This window comes from Parabacteroides sp. CH2-D42-20, from assembly GCF_003670185.1.
GTDB lineage: Bacteria > Bacteroidota > Bacteroidia > Bacteroidales > Tannerellaceae > Parabacteroides > Parabacteroides distasonis.
Genome location: NZ_RAYG01000004.1, coordinates 14,329 through 38,458 on the forward strand (window position 1 = coordinate 14,329; position 24,130 = coordinate 38,458).

The 24,130-nt window shown below is 46.6% G+C and carries 18 protein-coding genes; 13 read left to right on the plus strand and 5 right to left on the minus strand.

Going from position 1 to position 24,130, the window contains the following annotated elements; translation table 11 throughout:
* Window positions 1–10 precede the first annotated feature (10 nt).
* Together D7V92_RS03430 and leuB are read left to right on the plus strand one after the other, a co-directional pair.
* Window positions 11–454: a methylglyoxal synthase gene (locus D7V92_RS03430; protein ID WP_005854477.1), complete on the plus strand. Its 444-nt coding sequence runs from the start codon at window positions 11–13 to the stop codon at window positions 452–454.
* Window positions 455–469: 15 nt separating this feature from the next.
* Window positions 470–1,531: a 3-isopropylmalate dehydrogenase gene (leuB, locus tag D7V92_RS03435; protein WP_036613247.1), complete on the plus strand. Its 1,062-nt coding sequence runs from the start codon at window positions 470–472 to the stop codon at window positions 1,529–1,531.
* 132 nt (window positions 1,532–1,663) lie between these two features.
* Here leuB and D7V92_RS03440 read toward each other — a convergent pair whose 3' ends face one another.
* Window positions 1,664–2,485, minus strand: a complete 822-nt coding sequence (locus D7V92_RS03440) for a tetratricopeptide repeat protein (protein WP_008773516.1) — start codon at window positions 2,483–2,485, stop codon at window positions 1,664–1,666.
* Between the two features lie 158 nt (window positions 2,486–2,643).
* Here D7V92_RS03440 and D7V92_RS03445 point away from each other — a divergent pair, with 158 nt between their 5' ends.
* The 3 genes from D7V92_RS03445 to D7V92_RS03455 all read left to right on the plus strand — a co-directional run bounded on the left by D7V92_RS03445 (window position 2,644) and on the right by D7V92_RS03455 (window position 7,229).
* Window positions 2,644–3,489 carry a mechanosensitive ion channel family protein gene (locus tag D7V92_RS03445; RefSeq protein ID WP_005854480.1) on the plus strand — a complete coding sequence of 282 codons (846 nt, stop codon included), beginning with the start codon at window positions 2,644–2,646 and terminating at the stop codon, window positions 3,487–3,489.
* Window positions 3,490–3,978: 489 nt separating this feature from the next.
* Window positions 3,979–4,308: a hypothetical protein gene (locus D7V92_RS03450; protein ID WP_121772278.1), complete on the plus strand. Its 330-nt coding sequence runs from the start codon at window positions 3,979–3,981 to the stop codon at window positions 4,306–4,308.
* A 266-nt stretch (window positions 4,309–4,574) separates the two neighbouring features.
* Window positions 4,575–7,229: a DUF6383 domain-containing protein gene (locus D7V92_RS03455; protein WP_044545365.1), complete on the plus strand. Its 2,655-nt coding sequence runs from the start codon at window positions 4,575–4,577 to the stop codon at window positions 7,227–7,229.
* 108 nt (window positions 7,230–7,337) lie between these two features.
* Here D7V92_RS03455 and D7V92_RS03460 read toward each other — a convergent pair whose 3' ends face one another.
* The gene (locus D7V92_RS03460) at window positions 7,338–8,162 is read right to left on the minus strand and encodes a hypothetical protein (protein WP_011966674.1); all 825 of its coding nucleotides are present in this window, start codon (window positions 8,160–8,162) and stop codon (window positions 7,338–7,340) included.
* An 88-nt stretch (window positions 8,163–8,250) separates the two neighbouring features.
* Here D7V92_RS03460 and D7V92_RS03465 point away from each other — a divergent pair, with 88 nt between their 5' ends.
* Complete coding sequence (locus tag D7V92_RS03465; RefSeq protein WP_005854484.1) at window positions 8,251–9,681, plus strand: CCA tRNA nucleotidyltransferase; 1,431 nt, start codon at window positions 8,251–8,253, stop codon at window positions 9,679–9,681.
* A gap of 107 nt (window positions 9,682–9,788) precedes the next feature.
* Here the strand turns inward: D7V92_RS03465 and D7V92_RS03470 are convergent, their stop codons facing one another.
* On the minus strand, window positions 9,789–12,002 hold the full coding sequence (locus D7V92_RS03470) for a bifunctional (p)ppGpp synthetase/guanosine-3',5'-bis(diphosphate) 3'-pyrophosphohydrolase (RefSeq protein WP_121772279.1): 2,214 nt from the start codon (window positions 12,000–12,002) through the stop codon (window positions 9,789–9,791).
* 176 nt (window positions 12,003–12,178) lie between these two features.
* Here D7V92_RS03470 and D7V92_RS03475 point away from each other — a divergent pair, with 176 nt between their 5' ends.
* A complete protein-coding gene (locus tag D7V92_RS03475; RefSeq protein ID WP_095231455.1) occupies window positions 12,179–13,699 on the plus strand; it encodes a DUF4301 family protein in 1,521 nt (506 codons plus the stop codon).
* Window positions 13,700–13,747: 48 nt separating this feature from the next.
* Here the strand turns inward: D7V92_RS03475 and D7V92_RS03480 are convergent, their stop codons facing one another.
* The gene (locus tag D7V92_RS03480) at window positions 13,748–15,061 is read right to left on the minus strand and encodes a Gfo/Idh/MocA family protein (protein ID WP_121772280.1); all 1,314 of its coding nucleotides are present in this window, start codon (window positions 15,059–15,061) and stop codon (window positions 13,748–13,750) included.
* Between the two features lie 264 nt (window positions 15,062–15,325).
* On the opposite strand from D7V92_RS03480, the gene D7V92_RS03485 reads away from it, so the two are divergent.
* The 6 genes from D7V92_RS03485 (at window position 15,326) to D7V92_RS03510 (ending at window position 23,478) form a co-directional block, all read left to right on the plus strand.
* The gene (locus D7V92_RS03485) at window positions 15,326–16,420 is read left to right on the plus strand and encodes a PCMD domain-containing protein (RefSeq protein ID WP_008773510.1); all 1,095 of its coding nucleotides are present in this window, start codon (window positions 15,326–15,328) and stop codon (window positions 16,418–16,420) included.
* Between the two features lie 13 nt (window positions 16,421–16,433).
* On the plus strand, window positions 16,434–17,216 hold the full coding sequence (locus D7V92_RS03490; RefSeq protein ID WP_008773509.1) for a porin family protein: 783 nt from the start codon (window positions 16,434–16,436) through the stop codon (window positions 17,214–17,216).
* Window positions 17,217–17,366: 150 nt separating this feature from the next.
* Window positions 17,367–18,815, plus strand: a complete 1,449-nt coding sequence (locus D7V92_RS03495) for a Gfo/Idh/MocA family protein (protein WP_121772281.1) — start codon at window positions 17,367–17,369, stop codon at window positions 18,813–18,815.
* A gap of 23 nt (window positions 18,816–18,838) precedes the next feature.
* Window positions 18,839–19,843 (plus strand): sugar phosphate isomerase/epimerase, encoded by a 1,005-nt coding sequence (locus D7V92_RS03500; RefSeq protein WP_121772282.1) that lies wholly within the window; start codon window positions 18,839–18,841, stop codon window positions 19,841–19,843.
* 131 nt (window positions 19,844–19,974) lie between these two features.
* Entirely contained in the window at window positions 19,975–23,214 is a 3,240-nt protein-coding gene (locus D7V92_RS03505; RefSeq protein ID WP_057329054.1) for a hypothetical protein, read from the plus strand.
* A 3-nt stretch (window positions 23,215–23,217) separates the two neighbouring features.
* Window positions 23,218–23,478 carry a GNAT family N-acetyltransferase gene (locus tag D7V92_RS03510; protein WP_005864416.1) on the plus strand — a complete coding sequence of 87 codons (261 nt, stop codon included), beginning with the start codon at window positions 23,218–23,220 and terminating at the stop codon, window positions 23,476–23,478.
* Here the strand turns inward: D7V92_RS03510 and D7V92_RS03515 are convergent.
* Complete coding sequence (locus D7V92_RS03515; protein ID WP_005854501.1) at window positions 23,475–24,125, minus strand: pentapeptide repeat-containing protein; 651 nt, start codon at window positions 24,123–24,125, stop codon at window positions 23,475–23,477. The genes D7V92_RS03510 and D7V92_RS03515 overlap by 4 nt on opposite strands.
* Window positions 24,126–24,130 lie beyond the last annotated feature (5 nt).

Here is a 24,130-nt window from a genome sequence, read left to right on the forward strand (position 1 = left end):
AGTAAAGGGTATGAAAAAGTTGACTATTGCGCTTGTAGCGCACGACAATCGTAAGGCGGAAATGGTAGAATGGGCGGTACATAACGCTGAGTTCTTGTCTCACCACCATATTGTTTGTACGGGTACGACCGGAAATTTGGTTCGTAAAGCTCTCGAGGAAAAAGGGGTGAACGCGGATATTGCTTGCATGCATTCCGGTCCGATGGGAGGCGATGCTGAGATTGCCGCTATGGTTGTCCGTAAGGAGATCGATTTGGCGGTCTTTTTGATAGACGACTTGAATCCGCAACCGCACGAGGCCGACATCCAGATGTTGCTTCGCCAGTGCCGTGTTCATAACGTACCTATCGCTTGTAACCGTTATAGCGCCGACTTGATGATTACAAGTACCCTGTGGGATGATGACACGTATTTCCCCACGGAGCCTAAGTATGTACATTTTAACAGAGAATAATAACAAACATTTACGATGAAACTGAATATAGCAGTACTTCCCGGAGACGGGATCGGACCAGAGATTTCCGTGCAAGGCGTGGAGGTAATGAGTGCCGTTTGTGAGAAATTTGGACATGAGGTTCACTATGAGTATGCCCTTTGTGGCGCTGACGCGATCGATAAGGTAGGTGATCCTTTCCCGGAGGAGACCTATCGGATTTGTAAGGATGCCGACGCTGTTCTTTTTTCGGCCGTGGGCGATCCTAAGTTTGATAATGATCCGACAGCGAAAGTACGCCCGGAACAAGGTCTTTTGGCGATGCGTAAGAAGTTGGGCCTGTTCGCTAATATCCGTCCGGTGCAGACCTTCAAATGCTTATTGCATAAATCGCCGTTGCGTGCCGAATTGGTGGATGGCGCGGATTTCTTATGTATCCGTGAGTTGACCGGTGGTATGTATTTCGGTGAGAAATATCAAGACAACGATAAGGCATACGATACGAATATGTATACCCGCCCGGAAATCGAGCGTATCTTGAAAGTGGGCTTCGAGTATGCGATGAAACGGAATAAGCACCTGACGGTTGTTGACAAGGCGAACGTACTTGCCTCTTCCCGTCTATGGCGCCAGATCGCTCAAGAGATGGCTCCTAGCTATCCGGAAGTAACGACAGACTATATGTATGTGGACAACGCCGCTATGCGTATGATCCAAGAGCCGAAATTCTTCGATGTAATGGTAACCGAGAATACGTTTGGTGATATCTTGACGGACGAGGGTTCTTGCATCAGCGGCTCTATGGGCTTGCTGCCTTCCGCTTCTACCGGAGAGAGCACACCGGTTTTCGAGCCGATCCATGGCTCTTGGCCGCAGGCGAAAGGGCTGAATATCGCGAACCCCTTGGCGCAAATTCTTTCAGTAGCGATGTTATTCGAGTATTTCGACCTCAAAGAAGAGGGAGCCTTGATCCGTGAAGCCGTAGACGCTTCCCTTGATGCGAATGTCCGTACGCCGGAAATCCAAGTGGAAGGTGGAGCGAAATATGGAACGAAAGAAGTGGGTAGTTGGATTGTCAATTATATCACGGAAAAGTAGTATAAATAGGCCGATTTCGCACCAGTAGTGGCGCAGGCTCACACGTATAGTGGCATCGGCTCACGCAAGTAGTGACGTAGGCCAATGCCACTACTCGCGTGAGCCGATGCCACTATACGTATAAAAACAGCCTTAACGAGCCATCTTCATCAACTCGTCGATAGTCGTTTTATCATATCCCATATCCTCAGCTTTCTTGAAGTCTAAGGCGGCCGATGCCTTCTCATATTGGGCGAGTTTTACTTTGCCTCGCAATACATATAAAGCGGCTGTCGGGGTACTTTCCACGAAAACACGATTGATATCAGCCATAGCCCGGGCGTTCTTGCCCATCATGAAGTATAGATCGGCACGGCCTTCGTATAAGATCCATTCACGGGGCATCTCGCTGATCAAGTAATTAAAGATGCGTTCGCTCTCATCGTAATTCCCCCGTAGCTTTTCGAGAATCGCGTGTCCCAGACGTCCTTTCACGGATTTCTCGTTTACTTCTAATATCTTATCGAAATCCTGCTCGGCCAACAGATAGTTCTTATGTTGCAAATGAAGCATCGCCCTGCAATATAACGCCTCTTGATGATGGGGGTTCAAGATTAGCAGGGCGTTGTAATCGTTCATCGCTTTTTCGATCTCACCCATTTCCGTATATAAGCCGGCACGATTTTCCAGTATGGCCTCATTATTCGGATGACGGCTTAGGGCGGCGGTATAGGAGAGAAGGGCATCTTCCAGTTTCCCTTGTCTACGCTGTATCGTCCCGAGATTCATGAGCAAGGCGTAGTTATTGGGGTTGCCCGGTTCAAGGCGCATGGCGGCTCGTAGGCTCTCTTCGGCGGAGACTAAGTCGTTCTTGTCCAAGAAGTCAAAACTTTTCTCGACAAACTTCTCGTATGTCTGAGCGTGGCCATAGCCTATTGAAAGGAAAAGGGCGGCGAGTATCGCAAGGATTTTCATGCTGTCGAATTTAACGTGTTATTTGATTGATCGCAAAGCTACGTAATTATTTCATGGTTTTACCAGATTAAAAAAACTTTATACCTTTGCTACATTTCATAATATTTTGGAAGATCAGATTGTTATATAATTAATAGATTAATTAAAATAGAAGAGATATGGTATTATTAGCAGCTGTAGAAGCGAGTTCTAAATTAGAGGAAGCTATCAGATCCTTGGTTGAGCATGGCTCCCAATTGGGTTTTACGATTATTAAAGCCCTTATTGTCTTCTTGGTGGGACGATTGGTTATAAACTTACTTAATAAACTGGTTCGGAAGATATTGAGCAAACGGGATATCGATCCTTCTGTCAAGACTTTTGTCGGCAGTTTGGTGAATGTCAGTTTAACCATTTTATTGATTATTTCAGTCGTAGGGGCGTTAGGCGTTCAAACTACGTCGTTTGCCGCCTTGTTGGCTTCCGCCGGTGTCGCTGTCGGTATGGCATTGAGCGGTAACCTGTCAAACTTTGCCGGTGGATTGATCATCCTTCTTTTCAAGCCTTATAAGGTGGGTGATTATATTGAGGCGCAGGGCGTTGGCGGTACCGTGAAAGAGGTCCAGATGTTCCATACCGTATTAGGTACGGTTGATAATAAGGTCATTTATATACCGAACGGCTCTTTGAGCAGTGGCGTTGTGACTAATTTCAGTAACCAGACGACTCGCCGTGTAGACTGGACTTTTGGCGTGGAATACGGCAGCGATTATGAGAAAGTAAAGCAAGTGATAGAGTCTGTATTAGCGAAGGATTCCCGCATCTTGTCCGAGCCGGCCGCTCCGTTTATTGCTTTGACAGCCTTGGCGGACAGCAGCGTAAACGTGGTGGTACGTGTTTGGGTAAACAGTTCCGACTATTGGGGTGTGTATTTCGATATTAACAAGAATATCTATGCGACCTTCAATGAGGTAGGTATCGGTTTCCCGTTCCCGCAACTTACCGTACATCAAGCGAAGGATTGAAGTTTGTGATAATCTATGATTTGTCCTTAAAAGGAATCTCTTTGTTCAAAAATCTTTGAGTTTCGTTAGATGTGCGATTATTTTATAGATGGTTGAACAAAAAGATTTATCTTTGTGAACCACAAATTAGAGATTAGACACAGAGTGTATACGATATTACGGAACTTTATTTTATTACTTTAGTATTTTTATTTGATTATATTTAAGTAGAATGATTTAAGGCTCATCCTTATAGATTAAGGGTGGGCCTCGTTTTTATAGTAATGTGTAGAGATTCCACACTTTCGTGGGGAAATTTTCCACGCTCCACGGTTTATTCCACATTTTGGCAACCACATGATTGGTTCTTCGCTTTGGGTTAATTGTCGGATTTACAACTTATTATTCTCTGGTTGTTTTTTAGGGTGAGTTTTGGCACGGAGATTGCACCCTATAGTGCGAATTTATGATGTAAGAGAAAAAATGTTTAGGTATTTAGGTTTTTAAGGTATGAAAAAGATTGTTTACGGGGTTATTGTCGTTTTATGTGGCTTATTTATTGCCCCTGATGTAGAAGCGCAAGCCGGGATGGTCGGTAGCGCTAAGGAAACAGTGGCACAGGATAAATTTTATCCGATCGAGGTAACTGATATGCCCCAAGTATTGCGTGATGCGGTAAATACTTCCTATGAGGGATGTATGGTGAAATCAGTTGAGGTGTCAAACAATAGCACGTTTGTGAAGTATAAGGTAGTATTACTTTCCAGAAATGGTAAGATATATAAGGTTTATTTCGATGACAGAGGTCATGTCGTAAAAGAACATGCTTATTTCGAGTAAGCCTGTGAAGATATTTATTGAGTAGATTAGATTTCCAGCCGTTTTGCCTGTGAAGGTGGAGCGGTTTTTCTCCAAAATATATAGTTTCATGATATTACTATATAAATACACTGTTTACATTTTTAGTAGTATAGTCGTCCTGTTCGTGAGAATAGGACGATTTTTGTTATAAGACGCTAAATTGATTGTTAATCTCATACCCCCTCAAAACCTTTTCTAAACAACCCCTGTTTAGACTGTGATTAATAAATAAAATCTATTTGATTATGGACAAAAAATGTACTCTTATTGCTGCGGCCCTGATGGTTGCGGGCGTATTCTCGGCTAATGCTCAGTCGAGTACGACCGTTCCGGAGGCTCAGTGGAAAGCCGGTAACTATTATTATTTAAAGACAGGTTCTTCCGTTTTGTCTTTAAGTGGTGAGAAAGCCGACTCAGTAATTGTTAAAACTTTGGCGTCAGACGCTACCAAAGCCGCTATTGATTCTGCCTTGTGGCAAATCACGAATGCGGGCACGACTCCTGCTGGTCCTGTGTATCAATTCAAGAACAAGAAGACACAGGCCGTTTTGTCGTTTGCGGCTTCATCTACGGCAAAACCTGTTATCACATCGGGCGTGAATCAGTGGACATTCTCTGACGCTGCCGGTGGTAGCGCTATTCAGGCTTATTACGGAAACAATCAAATCTTGGCGTTGGATGTAGCTGGGACAGACTTGAGTTTAGGTTCTTCTGCCTCTTCTACGAAATTTACCGTAGAGGCTCCTAGCGACGCTATGTATTTGAGCGCAAGTGAGCTGGGGGATGGTTTCCAAGTCTTTCAATTGACGTTTGGAGGAAATTATCAAGGAAATATCTTCGAGGGTAAGAACTTGATAGCGAAGAATACGGCGGCTCCCGCTACAGGCGCTGTTGCGAACGCTAAATATGTGACCTTGCAGATCCAAGGTGACCAAGTATTTAGTGATGGTAAAGCAAAATACTTAGGTGTCGATACATTGAAGAATGTGATAGCCGGTGCTACCGGTGTATATGGGGCTAAGTTTACGGCTGACTCCACCTATGCCGCTAGTGGCTTGCATACACTGGGTAACGCTGATTTCCAGAAATTCTATTTTACGATCAACTTGAAGAATGATGCTTTGGCTATGTACGCCGCTGCCGCTCCGACCGTGAACGCAAGTCCGATGACCTCCGTTCCGAACGTACGTGTCGTATATGCCAGCGTAATCGAGACGAAAGCCTTGACCGTATCTGACTTGCAGTCCGGCTCTACTCAACCTGCTCAAGGAGCCGCTCCTGTTATTACCGTAACGAAGGGAACTCCTTCTACGATCGCTACAGGTACAGGCGTATACTTCTTGAAGAGCGCGAGCAAGGGCGATAAGGGCGGACAATACGCTGTCGCTTACGATAAGAGTGCCGCTTCCGATAAGTTGGTAACCGCGGCAGGTTTCAAACCTTCCATTTATCAACCGAAGGGACAATGGTATATCAAGGAAAACAACGGAATGTATTCGGTTGTAGACCGTAATACGAATACGACTATTATTTCTAACGAGGAGATCTTCGCCGTTCAAGGTATGGCCAATACCTATACATTTGGGGGTAGCACCGATTCTATTACGGTGGAATATCAAGCGAATGTGGATTTAAAGGATAAGTTCTTGGGTACTCGTCACTTCTCTGCGGAGGAACTCGCCGATAATGGTTATGTATTGAACTTAATCTCCGGTACTCCGGGCGTAGACGATCTGTATGCGTTTACTTCAGATTCTGTATTGATGATTAAATCTGGTGACGCAGCGAACGCAGCCGCTCTTCGTATCGTGGTTAGCCAAGATTCCGTACAGAATGTAACGGATGGTTTAGGTGCCCGTGCTTTAGGTGATACCTTGTATCATGCGACTTATATGTTGAAAGAACGTTTCAGCAATGATTTGGTTGCCAGCGAGAATGGTGGACCGTTGAAATTATCTGATTATACCGCTCCGTTGGAATTCGTATTCAATACGGCTACGACCGGTGGCAAATACCAGATGGCTACAAGGGTAGGCGCGACCACTCAATATGTCTTTATGAACGTGAATACGGCGAACCTGATCCTTTCCGATAAGGTTAACTACTTCGACTTTGTCGCTGTAGAGGCTCCGGAGTACGCTTCTATCGACGATTCTCACAAACGTTTCGGTACGAATGGCAAGTTCTTGACGATGAATCCGCTGAATTTCTTTGCCGAAGTGAAGAACGAAGGCCAAGATATCTTGAAGTCAACTTATGAGACTGACAACTTCTCTTTGTGGGTTCAAGAAGCCGATACCGTGATCGCTGGTAAACCGTTGTATTTCATCACGACATCGATCTATACGCCGGAGACAACTACCAAAGCTGTTTCTCCTCGCTACTATATGGTATCCTTGCGGGATTCTAACGAGACATTCGTTAGCAATGGCGCTACTTACTACCGTGTAGGCTTCAGCGATAAAGCGAATATCGTTCCGTCTTTGGATAACAACGCTTTGTTCGCCTTCAAGACAACTCAGGATGGTGGTTACTTATTGGAGAACCAGAAAGAGCTGAATCGCACCGTGGCCGCAGGCGAGTTGAAGACTCCTTATGTAGGTGTGGTAAACAATGTTGTGGTAATGTCTAATGTTGGCGTTCCATTCACGATCGAGAATGCTCCGACTCCGGTTTCCAACGAACAATTGGAAGAGGTTGCCAGCTTCACGGTAATTGCTGGCGAGGCTAGCGTTACGGTCTTGAACGCGGCAGGCAAGACGGTTACATTGTCTAACATCTTAGGTCAGACCACCGCTTCCGCTATCGCTTCTTCAGATAACTTCGTGATGCCGGCATCGAAAGGTATCGTGGTAGTTTCCGTTGATGGCGAGACCGCCCAGAAGGTCGTCGTTAAATGATGAATAACTGATAGTGGATATCAGTCTGTATACTAACGCCGGGATTCCTACTGTATGGTAGGGGTCCCGGTGCTTTGTTTATAGGTAGGCCATTTGTATGGAGGGATTCTACTCCTCCAGTTTATTCTTTAGATAAGCGATCTTCTTCTCTGATTTCTCTTTCAAGGTGTTCATGCTCTTGATATCGCTTAATACGGTGGCGAGGTTGAAGGTGTTGACGATCGCTTTCTTGTCGGCGTCCGCCATATATATAATGTAAGGCTTGCCTCCTGTGTATTCCACCTTGATCCGCTCTTTCTCGTTATCGTAGATGAACTTGACGGCATCGACGCAGTGCTCCCCCTTGTAGGTCACTACCTCCGTGGTGCTTCCCATATCCTTGAAGCGGTAATTCAGTCCGCCGTCGTACGGGATGGAAGCGGTCTCGGCGAATTGGCCGTCTTTCAGGCTCAGCTTGATTCCCGTATGCTCGATGGGGCGTCCGCCGTAATATACGCTGGCCAGATACATCTCGCCCTCCTCGTTCACGCCGCAACGTACGTAACAACGTTGCACGTTGCGCTCGATCGTCTGCTGTTTCCAGATATAATTGCCGATTTCCTCGTAAACGGAATCCTTCTCGAAAGCGAAGCCTTTCTTCAATCCCTCTACTTCCTCCAGCTTGATAGGGAGTAAGCTGTCGCAGAAAGCGATGTTGCGCTCCGCCTCCTTTACTTCTACTTGGCGCATAAGCGTTAATCCTTGCTTCAGTACCTTTACTTCCTTGGGATAGAGCGCCCGGATACTGTCTATCTCGTTCTTCGCCCCGAAAAACTCGTTATTCTCGTACATGGCCCGGGCCTTGTCCAAACGGGCCTGAGCTGCTTTCTCATCTCCGTTACAGCCCGTTAAAATGGCGGCAATGAGCGTTATACAGATCGCTAACTTTTTCATATCTTTCTCGTTCAATGTATTTGATACCGCAAAAGTACATGAAATTTGATTATCTTTGCGCTCTTTATTGGATTTGGAATACATAAATATGTATATAAACGAGGAAGAGATAGTAAATCATATATCCGCGAAGCCTTTCCATTTGATATCGGAGGCGGCGGAAGAGCTAGGTGTTGAGGTATATGTAATAGGCGGATATGTGCGGGATATTTTCTTGAACCGCCCATCCAAGGATATAGACGTGGTAGCGGTTGGCAGCGGTATCGAGTTGGCCAAACGGGTGGCCAAGAAGATCGGGCGTGGCGCTTATCTTTCCGTCTTCAAGAATTTCGGGACGGCGCAGGTGAAAGCCGGCGATCTGGAGCTGGAATTCGTGGGGGCAAGGAAAGAATCCTACAGCCATGACAGCCGTAAGCCAGTCGTGGAAGACGGCACCTTGGAGGATGACCAGAACCGCCGCGATTTCACGATCAACGCCTTAGCCCTTTGCCTGAATAAGGAGCGTTACGGAGAATTGGTCGATCCCTTCGGCGGGTTGGAGGATATGGACGAGCTTACGATCCGTACGCCTTTAGACCCGGATGTTACTTTCAGCGATGATCCGCTCCGGATGATGCGCGCGGTTCGTTTCGCCACTCAATTAGGTTTCTTTATCGATCCCGATACCTTCGACGCCATCATCCGTAACCGGGAGCGTATCTCCATCATCTCCAAGGAGCGTATCGTGGACGAGTTGAACAAGATCGTCCTCTCGCCAAAGCCCTCTATCGGTTTCGACTTGCTGGATAAATGCGGACTGTTGCCATTGATTTTCCCCGAGCTTTGCGCCTTGAAAGGCGTGGAGACCAAGGAGGGGATCGGGCATAAGGATAATTTCGCCCATACCTTGATGGTGCTGGATCGTTTGAGCAAGACTTCCGATAATCTATGGCTGCGTTGGAGCGCCCTCTTCCACGATATCGCCAAGCCTGCCACGAAGCGTTTCGACCCTCGCTTGGGATGGACGTTCCATAATCATAATTTTATCGGCGAGCGGATGATCCCCGGTATTTTTAGGAAGATGAAACTCCCGATGAACGAGAAGATGAAGTACGTGCAGAAGATGGTAAGCCTGCATATGCGTCCGATCGCCTTGTCGGACGATGAGGTGACGGATTCGGCGATCCGCCGTCTGCTGTTTGACGCGGGAGATGATATCGACGATTTGATGAAACTGTGCGAGGCCGATATCACGAGCAAGAACCCGGAGAAGGTTCGCCGTTTTTTGAACAACTTTCGAAAGGTGCGCGAGAAGCTGGCCGATATAGAGGAAAAAGACCGTGTCCGTAACTTCCAGCCTCCGGTATCCGGCGAGGAGATCATGGAGACGTTTGGCTTGGCTCCCTCCAAGCCTGTCGGCGTGCTGAAAGAGGCGATCAAGAACGCCATCCTCGACGGCGTGATCCCGAACGAGTATGAGGCGGCCCGGCAGTTCCTAATACAACGTGCGGAGAAGATGGGGCTGAAGCCGATTCTGTGATCCGGGTATAGTCACAAGGCCCAGCCGTACAGTTGGCCCAGTCCCCTGTACGAAGTACTGCGGTACTTCCTAGAGGGTACTGTAGTACTTCGTACAGAGTACACTGTCTAAGAATTTAATCGCTCTACCGCTTTCACGCCGTTTACCGCCTTGATCTTTTTCGTCAGCAAGTTTAACGCGGTCGTATCTCTTACCAATACGGTAAAGTTCCCTTGGAATAATCCGTCTACCGAGTTGATGTTTAAGGAGCGAAGCGTGACGTTCGATTCCTTTCCGATCACGGAGGTGATGTTGGTGACGATCGCTATATCGTCCCGTCCGATCACCCGCAGCGTAACCGTATAGCCATTGTCTCCCTTGCCGCTCCATTTCGCGCGGATGATCCGGTACCCGAAGCGGCTGAACATCTCTTGGGCGTTCGGGCAATCCATACGGTGGATCTTGATACCTTGCGTGGAGACGAAACCGAAAACCTCGTCGCCATAAATCGGGTTGCAGCATTTGGCGAGTTTATATTCGATACCCGTCAGGTTCTTGTCGATCACCAAGACATCCTTGTTCGTCGATATCTCCTCCACCGGAGTCGTGGTCACGAATTCCTCCGCGCTACGCACCTCGGTGCGCTCGTTCGTCTCCGTCTCCTTGCGGAAAGCCTCCAGATATTCGTCGATTACTTGGTTGGGATCGAGGCGTTCCTCGGCGATCTCGATGTAGAAGTCCGTGACGGTCTTGAATCCTTTCTTCTTGATATAGCGCATCATGGTTGGCTCGTCCATGTCGATCTTCCGGTTCTTGAAGCGGCGCTGCAACATCTCCTTGGCGAATTCCACGGCCTTCACGGTCTCCTCCTTCAAGGCCTGCTTGATCTTCACACGGGCCTTGGAGGTGACGACGAAGTTCAGCCAATCCCGCTTCGGGCTTTGGGCGGGCGACGTGATGACGGATACGCTATCGCCGTTGTTCAAGGTGTATTTGATCGGAACGTTCTTACCGTTCACTTTCGCCGACACGCATTTGCTTCCTAGCTTCGTGTGGATGGCAAAGGCGAAATCGAGGACCGTCGCTCCCTTGGCCAGCTTGATAAGCTCGCCGGTAGGCGTGAAGACGTAGATCTCATCCTTATATAGATCCATCTTGAAATCCTGCATCAAGTCGAGCGGATTATTCTCCTTGGCCTCCAAGGCGGCACGTACGGTATTCAAGAACTCGTCTAGCCCGCTCTCCGCTTTCACGCCCTTGTATTTCCAATGCGCCGCTAGGCCTCGCTCGGCGATCTCATCCATTCGCCTCGTACGGATCTGCACCTCTACCCATTTGTTTTGCGGCCCCATAACCGTGATGTGCAAGCTCTCGTAACCATTGCTCTTCGGGATAGAGATCCAGTCCTTCATACGCTTCGGGTTGGGCTGGTACATATCGGTGACGATGGAGTAGACTTGCCAGCATTCCGAGCGTTCCTTCTCCAGCGGCGTATCCAATACGATCCGGATAGCGAAAAGATCGTAGATACCCTCGAACTCCACCTGCTGCTTTTTCAGCTTGTTATTAATGGAATGTATGGATTTGGTACGTCCCTTGATATCGAACTTGAATCCTGCCGCTGCCAGCTTCCGCTTGATCGGGGCGATGAACTCGGCGATATAAGCGTCGCGGGAGCGTTTCGTCTCATTCAGTTTCCGTTTGATGAAGTCATACTGTTTCCTGTCCGTATATTTCAAGGAAAGGTCTTCCAGCTCGCTCTTGATCGTATATAAACCCAGTCGGTGGGCGAGGGGAGCGTACAAATAAGAGGCCTCGGTAGCCAGCCGGATACGATCATCCTCTTGCATCTGTTTTCCCATACGCATGAGGCAGAGGCGGTCGGCGATCATAAGCAAGATCACACGTACGTCCTCGGCAAACGAGAAAAGCAAATGATGGAAATTCTCCGAGTTGACGGCGGTGTTCCGGGCATACAGGTCGGAGGTCTTCAAGAGGCGACGGATGATCAAGGTCACGTCCGCCCCGAATTTTTGCTCCACTTCCTCTATCGTGATCGCCTTCTTCAATACCGGGCGGTATAATAGGAGGGCGATGACCGAGGTACGTTTCAAGCCAATCTCCAAGGTGGCGATCAAGGCCGTGTCGATATTTCGCAATAAACCGTTGATACCATTCTTATCCCTGCCGTAGCAATCGAGGGCGACAACCCGCTTCATCAGCTCCTTCATCTTCCGAATATCTTCCCTCTCGAGGAAAGAGTAAAGGTTTCGTAACAGGAGCCTGTATTTGGAGAAGAACAGCTTCTTTTCCTCAGACGTAAAGAATCCAATTGTATCCATAGTTATATCATTTTTATTGCCCGGTTGAGGACTAACCGCAAAACATGCTGTAAAAATACTTTTTTCTATGGAATTTCAACACGTATCTTGCGGTTATTTTATACATTTGCGATACACATAGCGCATAAGTGCCCTGTGGCGTTACTGATGAGATTATTCACATTAAATACTATACTATGTTAAACGCGAACGATTTAGAACAGCTGAAAGCCAAAGGAATCAGCGAAAAACAGATTGAAGAGCAACTCGCTTGCTTCGTAAAAGGTTTCCCTTTCCTTGAGATAGCGGCCTCCGCTTCGGTAGAAAAAGGTATTATGGTAATATCTAAAGAGGAACAGGCTTCTTATATGGATGCTTGGGACGCTTATCTGGCTAAAAACAAGAAAATCGTAAAATTCGTACCTGCCTCCGGCGCCGCTAGCCGTATGTTTAAGAATCTGTACGAGTTCCTTTCAGCGGATTATAAGGAACCGATGAACGCTTTCGAGAAGAAATTCTTTAGCGAGATCGAGAAATTCGCTTTCTATAAGGCTTTGGACAAGAAGTGCGTGGAGAATACAGGGAAAGATATTCCTGCGTTGGTAGCCTTGGGCGAGTACAAGGAGGTGGTATCCAATTTATTGGAGCCGAAAGGCTTGAGTTACGGACAGCTACCGAAAGGCTTGTTGCTTTTCCATAAATATGCCGATACGGTTCGTACGGCGATGGAGGAACATCTGGCCGAAGGTGCCATGTACGCCAAGAATAACGCCGGCGAGGTGAATATCCATTTCACGGTATCTCCGGAGCATCAGGCTTTATTCGAGCAATTGGTTGCCGATAAATCTGGCGAGTACGAGGAGAAGTTCTCTGTGAAATACGATGTCTCTTTCAGTATCCAGAAACCGAGTACCGATACGGTAGCGGCCGCTATGGATAACACGCCGTTCCGCGATAAGAATGATAAGCTGTTGTTCCGTCCGGGTGGACACGGTGCCTTGATCGAGAATTTGAACGATGTGGATGCCGACGTGGTATTTATCAAGAATATAGATAACGTGGTTCCGGATAGCTTCAAATGCTCTACGGTTATCTACAAGAAGGTGATCGCCGGTGTCTTGGTAACATTGCAGGAGAAAGCCTTCAGATATCTGGAACAGATCGAGACCGGCAAATATACCCATGCCGAGGTAGAGGAGATGATCCATTTCTTGCAAGACGACCTATGTATCAAGAACCCGGATACGAGATTGCTGGAGGACGCCGAGTTGATCCTTTATATCAAGAGCAAGCTGCTTCGCCCGTTGCGTGTATGCGGTATGGTGAAGAACGTGGGCGAGCCGGGTGGCGGTCCGTTCCTGGCGGTGAATCCGGACGGTACGGTTTCCTTGCAGGTGCTTGAAAGCTCCCAGATCGATATGAGCGATCCGGCTAAGAAGGCGATGTTTGAGCAAGGTACTCACTTCAATCCAGTAGATTTAGTTTGCGCCGTTAAGAATTATAAGGGAGAGAAATACAACTTGCCGGATTACGTGGATAAGAATACGGGCTTCATCTCTTATAAGAGCAAGGATGGTCGCGAATTGAAAGCGCTGGAATTGCCGGGCTTGTGGAACGGTGCCATGAGCGACTGGAACACGGTATTCGTAGAAGTTCCTATCGAGACATTCAACCCCGTGAAGACGGTGAACGACCTGTTACGCCCCGAACATCAATAAATACCCAGTTGTAGAGACGGGGCACGCCCCGTCTCTACAACTAGATCCTTATATTTTCGGTAATTCCCACGGTGCCCTGTATTCCTTGCACAATAGTTTATCCGCCTCCGTATCATGGAAACTCTTTCCGTCCCAAGACAATTTCTTACCCGTGCGATAGGCTATATTCCCTAATTGGGAGAACTTGGCGATATGTGCTCCGATCTCTACACTTGCGTTGCAATTACGATTCCGACTCTTGATACATTCCAGATGATTCTTTACGTGTAAGTTCAGTCCCCCTTCGCCGTATGAGTTCTTCAATGGAACCGCCTCCATGCGGGCCTGTCCGTTTACTTTTTCCGGAATAACCTCCCAGCCGTCACGATCGATCACCAAGGTACCGTTCTCGCCAACGAATCCTAGGCCATGATTCCGTCCGTAAGCCCCGTCGTCAATACCGATCGCATGATCCCACATAACGGTGAAATCCTTGAATGTATAGATGGTTTGCAATAAGTCCGGGGTCTCGCAAGCGTCATCCGGATAACCAAATTTACCTCCGGAAGCCATGATAGACTCCGGTGCGGTGACGTTCATGCCATACAATGCGTAATCCAGTAGATGCACTCCCCAGTCTGTCATCAAACCTCCCGCGTAATCCCAGAACCAACGGAACGTGAAATGAAAACGGTTCCGGTTGAATGGGCGTCGTGGTGCCGGCCCCAGCCACATATCATAGTCAACACCGGCAGGAACCGCCTCATCCGGCTTTACGGGGATAGAGGGGCACCAACCTTGATAAGAGAATACACGTACGGTGCGTATCTTACCCAGCTGTCCGCTATGTACGAATTGCATGGCGTCCTGCCAGTGCGGGTCGCTTCGTTGCCATTGTCCCACTTGTACAACCCGATTGTATTTCTGGGCCGCACGTACCATTATATTACATTCCTCGATACTATTTCCCAGCGGTTTCTCACAATACACATCCTTCCCGGCTTGGCAAGCGGATACCATTTGCAGACAGTGCCAATGATCGGGAGTTCCTACGATTACGAGATCGATATCCTTATTATCTATCAATTTACGCCAGTCTTTATATAAATGCTTCACTTTTTTCCCGGTGATCTTCTCGGTCTCTGCCGCCCGGTTGTTTAATACGTTCTCGTCGATATCCGACAAGGCGATACACTCTACTTCCGGATTACGAAGGAAAGCTTTCAAGTCTTCGAATCCCATGCCGTTACATCCGATAAGCCCAACGCCTATCTTATCGTTTGCGCCCACACCGGCATTCCCAGCTTTAATGAAAAAAGGACTGATGGTAAGTCCGGCACCGAGCAAGGCGGTCTGCCGGAGAAAATCTCTTCGTGTTGTCATATGGTCTATACAGATTTAAGTATACGCGATATTAGTAGTATTTTATGACAATCGCAAATATATAAACCTCATTCTCTTGGAATCTCGTCATTTCCGTAGGTGTGAGAAAAGGGCATTGTAAAAAAAGTTATTAAAATATATAGGAATACTACGTATCGTATAATAGATTACCTTTGTTCCCCGTTATAGGTACTTGAAAGAGACCTATATGAATAATAGGGAGGTGTGATCCTTTTTCAATATGAATTATAAAGATTTTGAAGTATGAAGGTACAAAGTTTTGTTTTATGCTTTTTATTGACGCTACTCTCCGTCTCTTGTATCCGGGAGGAGGCGCCCAATGCGGAAGCGGATATCTTATCGTGTACGGTAGATGGCGATATATTGAAAGCCGAGCCGGAGATCGACAACGAGTCCGTGACGCTGACCGTGAAAAGTGACGCCGATATTACAAACCTAGCCCCGGTATTCACCTTGACTCCCGGCGCTACTATCAAGCCGGCTAGTGGCACCGCTTTTGATTTTACGACCCCGAGAACCTATACGGTTACTTCCGAGGATGGCCACTGGACGAAGACCTATACGGTACGTTGCATTGTCTCTGGTGTGAGCACGGAATATCATTTCGAGCATATAACGATGGAGCCGAAGAATGAACGTTATCAGATATTCTATGATTTCACGTCGAATGGAGATTCCGTGACATGGGCGAGTGGTAACGCCGGTTTTGGTTTGACGGGTGTGCCCAAGACTCCGTTGGATTATCCCACCATGCAAGACGATAACGGCTATATCGGTAAATGCGCTAAACTGGTCACCCGGAGTACGGGTAGCTTCGGTAGCGGATTCGGTATGCCTATAGCCGCCGGAAATCTCTTTATCGGTACGTTTGATTTGCTGAACGCTATTCCGGACGCAAGGAAAGGCACGAGATTGGGACGTCCTTTCGATCATGTGCCGACTTACTTGAGTGGTTATTATAAATATAAAGCGGGAGAGTCGTATAAAGTGAATGGCGAGGAGGTAAAAGGTAAGAAAGACCAATGTGATATCTACGCCATCTTCTATGAGACGGATGAGAATGTGAAATATTTGGATGGTTTCAACGGGCTGACAAGCCCGAACCTGATATCCGTTGCCCGGATCAGCGATCAGAAAGAGACGGATGAGTGGACGCGTTTCTATATCCCGTTCGTGGCTAAGCCCGGTAAGGTGATCGATAAGGATAAGCTGGCGAAAGGTGGTTATCAGTTATCCATAGTCTTCTCTTCGAGTTTGAAAGGTGATGTCTTCGAGGGAGCGGAAGGTAGCACGCTTTGGATCGATGAGGTTGAGATAATCCAGTCCGGTGAGAACTAAAAAAACAGAGGATATGAAAAGATATATAGTATTAATAGGTATACTGTGCCTGTCGGGTGTCGTTACGTTGAAGGCGCAGCAGGAAAGAAACCAAGGAATCATCTGGTCTTCCCTAAGGGGATTGGAATATACGGTAAAGGCCGGTATCAATATCGGCGGAACCGCTCCGGTGCCATTGCCTCGTGAGATTCGTGCGATAGATAGTTACCGTCCTACGCTTTGTGTCTCCATAGAGGGCGATATCAAGAAATGGTTCGGCGAGAGCAAGGAATGGGGTATGATGATCGGTCTCCGTCTGGAGAATAAAGGTATGGAGACAAAAGCGACGGTTAAGAATTACAGCATGGAGATCATTGGCTCCGGTGGCGAGAAGCTGAAAGGAAACTGGACCGGCGGCGTGCAGACGAAAGTGGAGAACACTTATTTCTCGATACCGGTCGTGGCTCTTTACCAATTGAATAACCGGGTGAGTTTCTCGGCGGGACCATTTGTCTCGTTCGCTACAAACCGGAATTTCTCCGGCTACGTATACGACGGATATCTGCGTGAGATCAATCCTACCGGTACGAAGGTGGAGTTTTCCGGCGACAACCGTGCTTCCTATGATTTCTCGGATAACTTAAGAAAGTTTCAGTGGGGAGCGCAGATCGGTACAGAATGGAAAGCGTTTAAGCACCTTATCGTATACGCTGACTTGACATGGGGATTGAACGATATCTTCCAAAAGAATTTCGATACGATTACCTTCGGGATGTATCCGATCTATCTGAACGTAGGCTTCGGATATGCGTTTTAGGAATTGATATGAATCAAAAAAAGGCTATCCCAGACAAGGATAGCCTTTTTTATTAAAAGATTATTATGGAAATAAATTATTTTTTATAACTTTGGGGCAATAATTCTCAGACCAAGTTACATTTTATCTTATATTATTAACAAAATTACCATGAAAGAAAACACTAAGAAGGGCGTAAGCCGTAGAGAGTTTTTGGGTCTTTCCGCGCTAGGATTGGCTAGTTTAACAATTCTTCCCAGTTGGGCCATTGATGGAGTCCGTATCGCCCCGAGCGATCGAGTCGTTTTAGGTTTTATCGGCCTAGGTCAGCAAGCATTATCAGACTTTAAAGGATTTGCCGCATGTCCGGGCGTACAGGTTGCCGCATGTTGTGACGTGGACACGATGAAAACAGAGCGTTTCAGAAGACGTGTCGCTGAATGGCAAGCCTCAAAGGGAATGAACCAACGTTGTGATCAATATGAGTTTTACGAGGATTTGCTGGAGCGTAAGGATATCGACGCTATAGAAGTTGCTACTCCCGACCATTGGCATGCCTTGGCTACGATCCATTCTTGCCAGTCCGGAAAAGACGTGTATTGCCAGAAACCGTTGGCTTATACGATCGCTGAAGGTTTGGCTATGGTAAAAGCCGTACGCAATAATAAACGTGTGCTTCAAGTAGGTAGCCAGCAACGTTCCAGCAGAGAGTTCCAAGCTGCGATCGATATGGTTCAGAATGGAGCCATCGGTCATATAGAGAAAATATATGCACGTGTAGGTGAGCCTCCTACGCCGCTGAGCTTGCCGGAAATGCCGGTTCCCGCTAATTTGAACTTCAATCAGTGGATGGGTCCGTTGAACGATCCGAAGATCCATTATCATCCCGATTTATGTCCTCCTATTTCTCTGAACCCGGAAGAGAACGAGAAACTATGGGGTGCATGGCGTTGGTATCAAGAGACCGGTAATGGCTATACTGCTGACTGGGGTGCTCATATGTTTGATATCGCCCAAGCTGCTATCGGTATGGATGGCTCTGGTCCGGTTGAGTTTACGCCCAAGGGATACAATGGCACACAATATTCAACTATGCGCTATGCGAATGGTATCGTAATGACTGAACAACCTTATTTGGAGGATAATCCGGATGCGCAGGGTATTAAGTTTATCGGTGATAACGGTTGGATCGAGGTAGCCCGTGGCTACATCAACTGCTCTGATCAGTCTAAGATCCCCTCCGACCTGAAGAACTTGATCGAGAAGCGCCCGAGAATGATGACTCCGGAAGAGCGTAAGAAGATGTATGAGGAATATATGAAGAAGCTGAAAGACAGTAAAAAGAAGGGTAACGATGCGGGTAATTATGAGACTAGTGCTCCGCATATGCAGAACTTCATCGACTGCGTTCGTTCACGTGAGAACCCGATCGCTCCGGTTGAGGTAGGTTGCAGTACGAATACGCTTTGTTGCTTACAGAATATCGCTCGTGAGCTAGGCCGTCCGGTTAAATGGAACCCGGCTACATTAAGCTTCGGTAATGATAAGGAGGCGGCTTCCCACCGTTTGTACTGGTATCAATATCGCAACCCGTATTCATTGCCTTATTTCTGTAAATAAGCCTATTTAAATAGAATGATGTTATGAGTAACAGACGGGATTTCTTAAAAAATATCTCTCTCTTTGCCGCTGGTGGATTGCTGGCTGGTAAAGCCGGTTCCGTAAATGCGGAGAACGCTGCGTTGGGAGTTGTGGATGAGGTCCATGCCGGCAAAGAGATTGGCTTGCAGATCTATTCTTTATCCCAAGAATTATATAAAGGCGACGTGGCCGCTAATCTTCGGAAGGTGAAGGATATGGGATACTCCAAGCTGGAGTTGGCGGGTTATGGTAAAGGCGCTATCGGAGGTGTTCCTATGATGGACTTCAAGAAAATGGCGGAAGACGCTGGCTTGAAGATCATTAGCTCGCACGTGAATCCGGTAGACACATCTATCTCTGACCCTTTTAAGGCTATGATTTTCAAATACTCGAAGGAGGTTACCCCAAAGATCATGGAGTATTGGAAAGCTACGGCTGCCGATCATGCGAAACTAGGCTGTAAATATTTGATCCAGCCGATGATGCCGACGATTACTACGCACGATGAGGCTAAACTTGTTTGCGATATTTTCAATCAGGCCTCGGATGTTATCAAGGCAGAGGGCATCGCCACTGGTTTTGGCTATCATAATCATAATATGGAGTTCAATCGTGTCGCAACGAAAGAGCAACAGGAGAAAGTGAAGGGAAATCCTTTCGCTGCCTTCATGAAAGTCGGAGACCAGATTTATGACTTGATGCTGAAAGATACGGACCCGAGCAAGGTTTACTTCGAGATGGATGTTTATTGGACTGTCATGGGACAAAACGATCCTGTCGAGTATATGCAGAAACATCCGGATCGTATCAAGGTATTACATATCAAGGATCGTGCCGTATTCGGCCAAAGTGGTATGATGAACTTTGAGATGATATTCAAGCAAATGTACGCGAACGGAATCAAAGACTATTTTGTAGAGTTGGAGCAAATGCCGGACGGACGTACTCAATTTGCGGGTGTGAAGGATTGTGCCGACTATTTGATCAAGGCTCCTTTTGTAAAATGAAGTAACAATCGATAGATCGTAAGCCTCGGGGTCAATAGACTCCGGGGCTTTTTTATTAGATGAAAGGCAACATAAACGGGTCTATTTTGTTTTTATAAAAAGAAGTTTATATCGCAAAAATAAAGGAAAGGATGAGTTCTAGGATAAGGAAGATATTGAAACATACGGTGATCGCTGTTTTATCGCTGGCTGTATTGTTCCTAGTTTTGAATCTTTTCCTGACAGGTCGTTTGGAGCGGTACCTGAAAAGAGAACTGATAGAGCGTACGGCGAATGCTACGGATGGTTTTTATCGTCTTTCTTTCGATAAGCTTTCTATTAGCTTCTTCAAGGGAGAGCTAAGGTTAGAGGGTATTTCATTGGAGCCGGACTCTAAGGTCTTTGAACATTGGGCCGCCTTGGATAGCTTGCCCGATACCTATGTAAGTACCCGGATTGAGGTGATAGATTTTAAGGGAATTAATTTGGTATGGCGATGGAATTACCGGCAACTCCATTTCAATACCTTTGAGATCCGCTCGCCGGAGGTTCGTGTATACGGCTCTTCCGGATCAAACCCGTTAGTTTCCGGACTGGCGGCAGATACGGTAGAGCATGCTGAATCGAAGACGTTGTATGAGGTGATCTCTCCATACATAGATGCCCTGAGCGTAAAGACCTTGAACTTGGAAAATGCCAGTATCTCTTATAATGTGGAAAACCAAGTCTCGCCGATTATCTATACGTTGAATAACGTAAGTTTCCATGCGTATGGTTTTATGTTGGATTCTACCTCTTCACGGAGCGGGAAGCTGTTGTATTGCGATAACTTCGATTTTGTCACGAACCAGCCGCAAACCTTGTTGGTAAATAATGATTTTAGGTTGGAGACGGATAGTATATGCCTCAGTACTCAAGATTCCATTATCTATATCCAAAAAATCCAATTGCTTCCGCAAGAATTATTGTGGGGGGAGACCAATCGGAAACCTACGAATTATCTGGAAGGGAAAGTGCAAACCGTAAAGATACAAGGGATTCACTTTAGACGGGAAGATGCCTTGAACTATTTGTCTGCCCGTAATTTTGAGATACAATCTTCGGATATTAAGGTGTATGACTTGACTAGGGAGAAAAAGCTGGCGAATGCCGATGCGGATTCTTTGGTGCAAGCCTTGTCGTTGTATGATGTGATCTCCCCGGTACTACACAGTATATCCGTGGATCAGATACGGATAGAGCGGACTGCCCTTCACTATTCCTTGGCCTTGAAAGGGCAGATAGAGGATTTCTCGATCCCTGAGTTTAATTTCCATGCGGAAGGTCTTCTGATCGACTCCTTGGTAGCTCCGGGCGAGGAACTGAATTATTTTCGTTCCATTGCGTTTGAGGCGAATGATATACAAGGGATCATGAGGGCTCGTAATCACCGGTTCGATATCAAGCGCTTGGCGATGAATACGGCCTCAGGCTCGTTTCATATAGATAGCATGCGGCTGCGTCCGTTGTCTGTTCGTTCCCGCAATGATTATTTGTCGGGAAGTATCGATACGATCCGGATAGACGGGTTGGCGTACAACAAAGGTATTAGTGCGTATTTACTGATGATTCGGTCGCCTCGCTTGGTTTATTATAAAACGCCCTCCGTTGAATCTCCGGATAAAGGGAAAAGCACATCTGTAAATAGCCGTGTGGATGTGGAAAGTTTGTTAAATCCTTTCCTTCGGTATCTTTCCATCCGTAAGATCCAGATTCAGAACGCAAATGTGACATTGGAGGATCGTGAGATAAATGACACGACCCGGTACCGACTCAACGGCCTTAATTTCTTTGCTACGAATTTCTTGGTGGATGAGCAAACGAACCGGAGTGGGCAATTGTTTTTCAAGTATGATCATTTTGGTCTTAGTTTCCGGGATTTCGATAACTACTTACCGGGAAAGGATCTGCGTGTGACTATAAGAAAAGGTTCGCTATCCACTGTAAACGGCTCTTTCCGTCTACAGGATGTGACCTTGGCCGCTAAAAAGGACTCGATACGTTTTTCAACCCCATTGATTTCTTTAGCGGGAATCCGGATTCCCAAGAATAGCATCTATCAGATCGGGTTTGACCGATTTGATTTATCCGATGGTGATTTTTCTATGTCTTGGGGATCGGATACGACAATATTGCGGACTGAGAGCCAAAAGGATATCCAATTGGCTTTGGAGAATGTGTTTGTGGATTTGAAGAAGAAGACGTTTCAATTAGGTGATCTTCAGCTACAGACGAAGGATATCGATATACCGTTGGATAACGGCTTCTACCGTTTGAAAATCGGGGGGCTGGATTTGAGAAAGTCAGGTTTGAGGTTGGATCACGTACATTTAGTCTCGCCTTATTCCAAAATGGAATTCGCTTATAAACAGCCTAAGCATCAAGATTGGTTTGACGTGAAGGTTGGGAACGTAAGATTGAACGACGTGGATATTCCCGGATATTTCTCAACCAAGGAATTACGTGTGGGGGGACTCTGGATAAACGATGTCTTACTACAAAACTTAAAGAACCGGAAGATCCCGGTGGAGCCTCATATCGTTCCGATGATTTATGAAGGTTTACAAAAGGCTCCGGTCCGTTTCAAGATAGATACCGCTTCCGTTGCCAATTTCTCCGTGGTTTATGAGGAATTACCCGTTGAAGGTGATAAGCCCGGTAAGCTTTATTTTACCGATATGAATGGCCAATTTTCAGGTTTGACCAATATCGTTTCCTATCCGGAGCAATTCATCAGATTGCATGCGGACGGGAACCTGATGGGATCGGGGCATTTTACGGCTACATGGCAACTCCCGGTAGATTCATTATACGACCGCTTTCTATTGGATGCCCGTTTGGATAGCCTAGACCTGCTTTCCTTGAATGAGATCGTAAAACCTCTGGCGCCGGCGGAAGTAGTGAGCGGTTGGGCACAGGATGTGGTCTTTCATATGGATGCCTCAAGCCGGAAAGGACGGATACGGTTAGACTTCCCGTACCGGAAATTGAAAGTGGCTTTATTGAAAGAGAAAGACGGAGAGACCACACAAAAAGGTTTCTTGTCGAGATTGGCGAACTTAGTTCTACGGGATAATAATCCGGCTCATCCGGAGCGAAAAGATAGTAAATTGCGTAAGGTCGATATGGAAATTGTGCGAGATCCCTATCATTCCACGTTTAACTATCTATGGCAGATGCTAAGACCAGCCTTGGTGGAATCAGTCGGAGTCTCGAAAAAAGAACAGGATGCGGCCTTGAAAGTGGCAGGTTTCTTCACGAAGGTAAAGCGCTTTTTCGGTCTCGATAAAAAGAAGGATAAGCGGGAGGAGATTGATACAAATAATAAGGAAATAGAACCTTTAAAAGAATAAATAATGGAATATACAGTAAATCACTATCCGGAGAAACATCGTTTCGAGGTAGTAGAAGACGGCTTGACAGCCTATGTGGAATATCGTTTAAGAGGAGATGCCTTGGACATTATCCATACCATTGTCCCAAAAAACTTGGAAGGGCGTGGGATTGCGGCGACTCTTGTTGAAACAGCTTATAAATACGCAAAGGAACAGGGGTTGCGCCCTTTGGCTACCTGTTCCTATGCGGTTGTGTGGTTAAAACGCCATCCGGAGTTTTAATCCTTGATCGTAATACCTAACATTCTAGCGATGTCCAGTGCTTGTAAGGAGGTTACGGTAGCACCTTTCAACTCTCCTCCGGGAATCGAGCCAATACGTATACCGGCGATCTCGGAGGAAGTAAGATCGATCCCTTTCAAAGAGGTCCGGTGAAACTCGGCCTCTACTAAATTACAATGTTCGAATTCTACGTTCGTAAATTGGCAATTGTCCAATCCGCCTCCTCGTAAAAAGCATTGATTAAAAGATACGTTCCGGAGTTTGCTCATGGAGAAGATTACATAATCTCCTTTGCAATCCCGGATGGTAGTATGATTAAAGATTGATTCGGAGAAATTCGTTCCGGTAAGTTTACACCCAATGAACTCTACCCGGTAAAAGCCACATCCGGATAAATTTATATTTGATAGGTCACAGTTCTTAAATACCACATCGCTAAACTGAGATTTACGATAATTGCAAGCAATGAAACCACAATTGGTGAATAAGCAGGAATTAACGGATAGGTTCTGTTTAGATACGTCCTCGACGCATAATCCATTGAAAGAACATTCTGTAAAATCATCCTCTTGTCTGGATATACAATCCATCCAGTCCACATCCTCCCGTAAGTTTTTTACCAATCTAGGCGCTGTTATTTTCAACATGTTAT

Bases quoted from the DNA above. Each gene is read 5' to 3' on its own strand.
- D7V92_RS03430 (WP_005854477.1), top strand. From the start codon at position 11: ATGAAAAAGTTGACTATTGCGCTTGTAGCGCACGACAATCGTAAGGCG.
- leuB (WP_036613247.1), top strand. From the start codon at position 470: ATGAAACTGAATATAGCAGTACTTCCCGGAGACGGGATCGGACCAGAG.
- D7V92_RS03440 (WP_008773516.1), bottom strand. From the start codon at position 2,485: ATGAAAATCCTTGCGATACTCGCCGCCCTTTTCCTTTCAATAGGCTAT.
- D7V92_RS03445 (WP_005854480.1), top strand. From the start codon at position 2,644: ATGGTATTATTAGCAGCTGTAGAAGCGAGTTCTAAATTAGAGGAAGCT.
- D7V92_RS03450 (WP_121772278.1), top strand. From the start codon at position 3,979: ATGAAAAAGATTGTTTACGGGGTTATTGTCGTTTTATGTGGCTTATTT.
- D7V92_RS03455 (WP_044545365.1), top strand. From the start codon at position 4,575: ATGGACAAAAAATGTACTCTTATTGCTGCGGCCCTGATGGTTGCGGGC.
- D7V92_RS03460 (WP_011966674.1), bottom strand. From the start codon at position 8,162: ATGAAAAAGTTAGCGATCTGTATAACGCTCATTGCCGCCATTTTAACG.
- D7V92_RS03465 (WP_005854484.1), top strand. From the start codon at position 8,251: ATGTATATAAACGAGGAAGAGATAGTAAATCATATATCCGCGAAGCCT.
- D7V92_RS03470 (WP_121772279.1), bottom strand. From the start codon at position 12,002: ATGGATACAATTGGATTCTTTACGTCTGAGGAAAAGAAGCTGTTCTTC.
- D7V92_RS03475 (WP_095231455.1), top strand. From the start codon at position 12,179: ATGTTAAACGCGAACGATTTAGAACAGCTGAAAGCCAAAGGAATCAGC.
- D7V92_RS03480 (WP_121772280.1), bottom strand. From the start codon at position 15,061: ATGACAACACGAAGAGATTTTCTCCGGCAGACCGCCTTGCTCGGTGCC.
- D7V92_RS03485 (WP_008773510.1), top strand. From the start codon at position 15,326: ATGAAGGTACAAAGTTTTGTTTTATGCTTTTTATTGACGCTACTCTCC.
- D7V92_RS03490 (WP_008773509.1), top strand. From the start codon at position 16,434: ATGAAAAGATATATAGTATTAATAGGTATACTGTGCCTGTCGGGTGTC.
- D7V92_RS03495 (WP_121772281.1), top strand. From the start codon at position 17,367: ATGAAAGAAAACACTAAGAAGGGCGTAAGCCGTAGAGAGTTTTTGGGT.
- D7V92_RS03500 (WP_121772282.1), top strand. From the start codon at position 18,839: ATGAGTAACAGACGGGATTTCTTAAAAAATATCTCTCTCTTTGCCGCT.
- D7V92_RS03505 (WP_057329054.1), top strand. From the start codon at position 19,975: ATGAGTTCTAGGATAAGGAAGATATTGAAACATACGGTGATCGCTGTT.
- D7V92_RS03510 (WP_005864416.1), top strand. From the start codon at position 23,218: ATGGAATATACAGTAAATCACTATCCGGAGAAACATCGTTTCGAGGTA.
- D7V92_RS03515 (WP_005854501.1), bottom strand. From the start codon at position 24,125: ATGTTGAAAATAACAGCGCCTAGATTGGTAAAAAACTTACGGGAGGAT.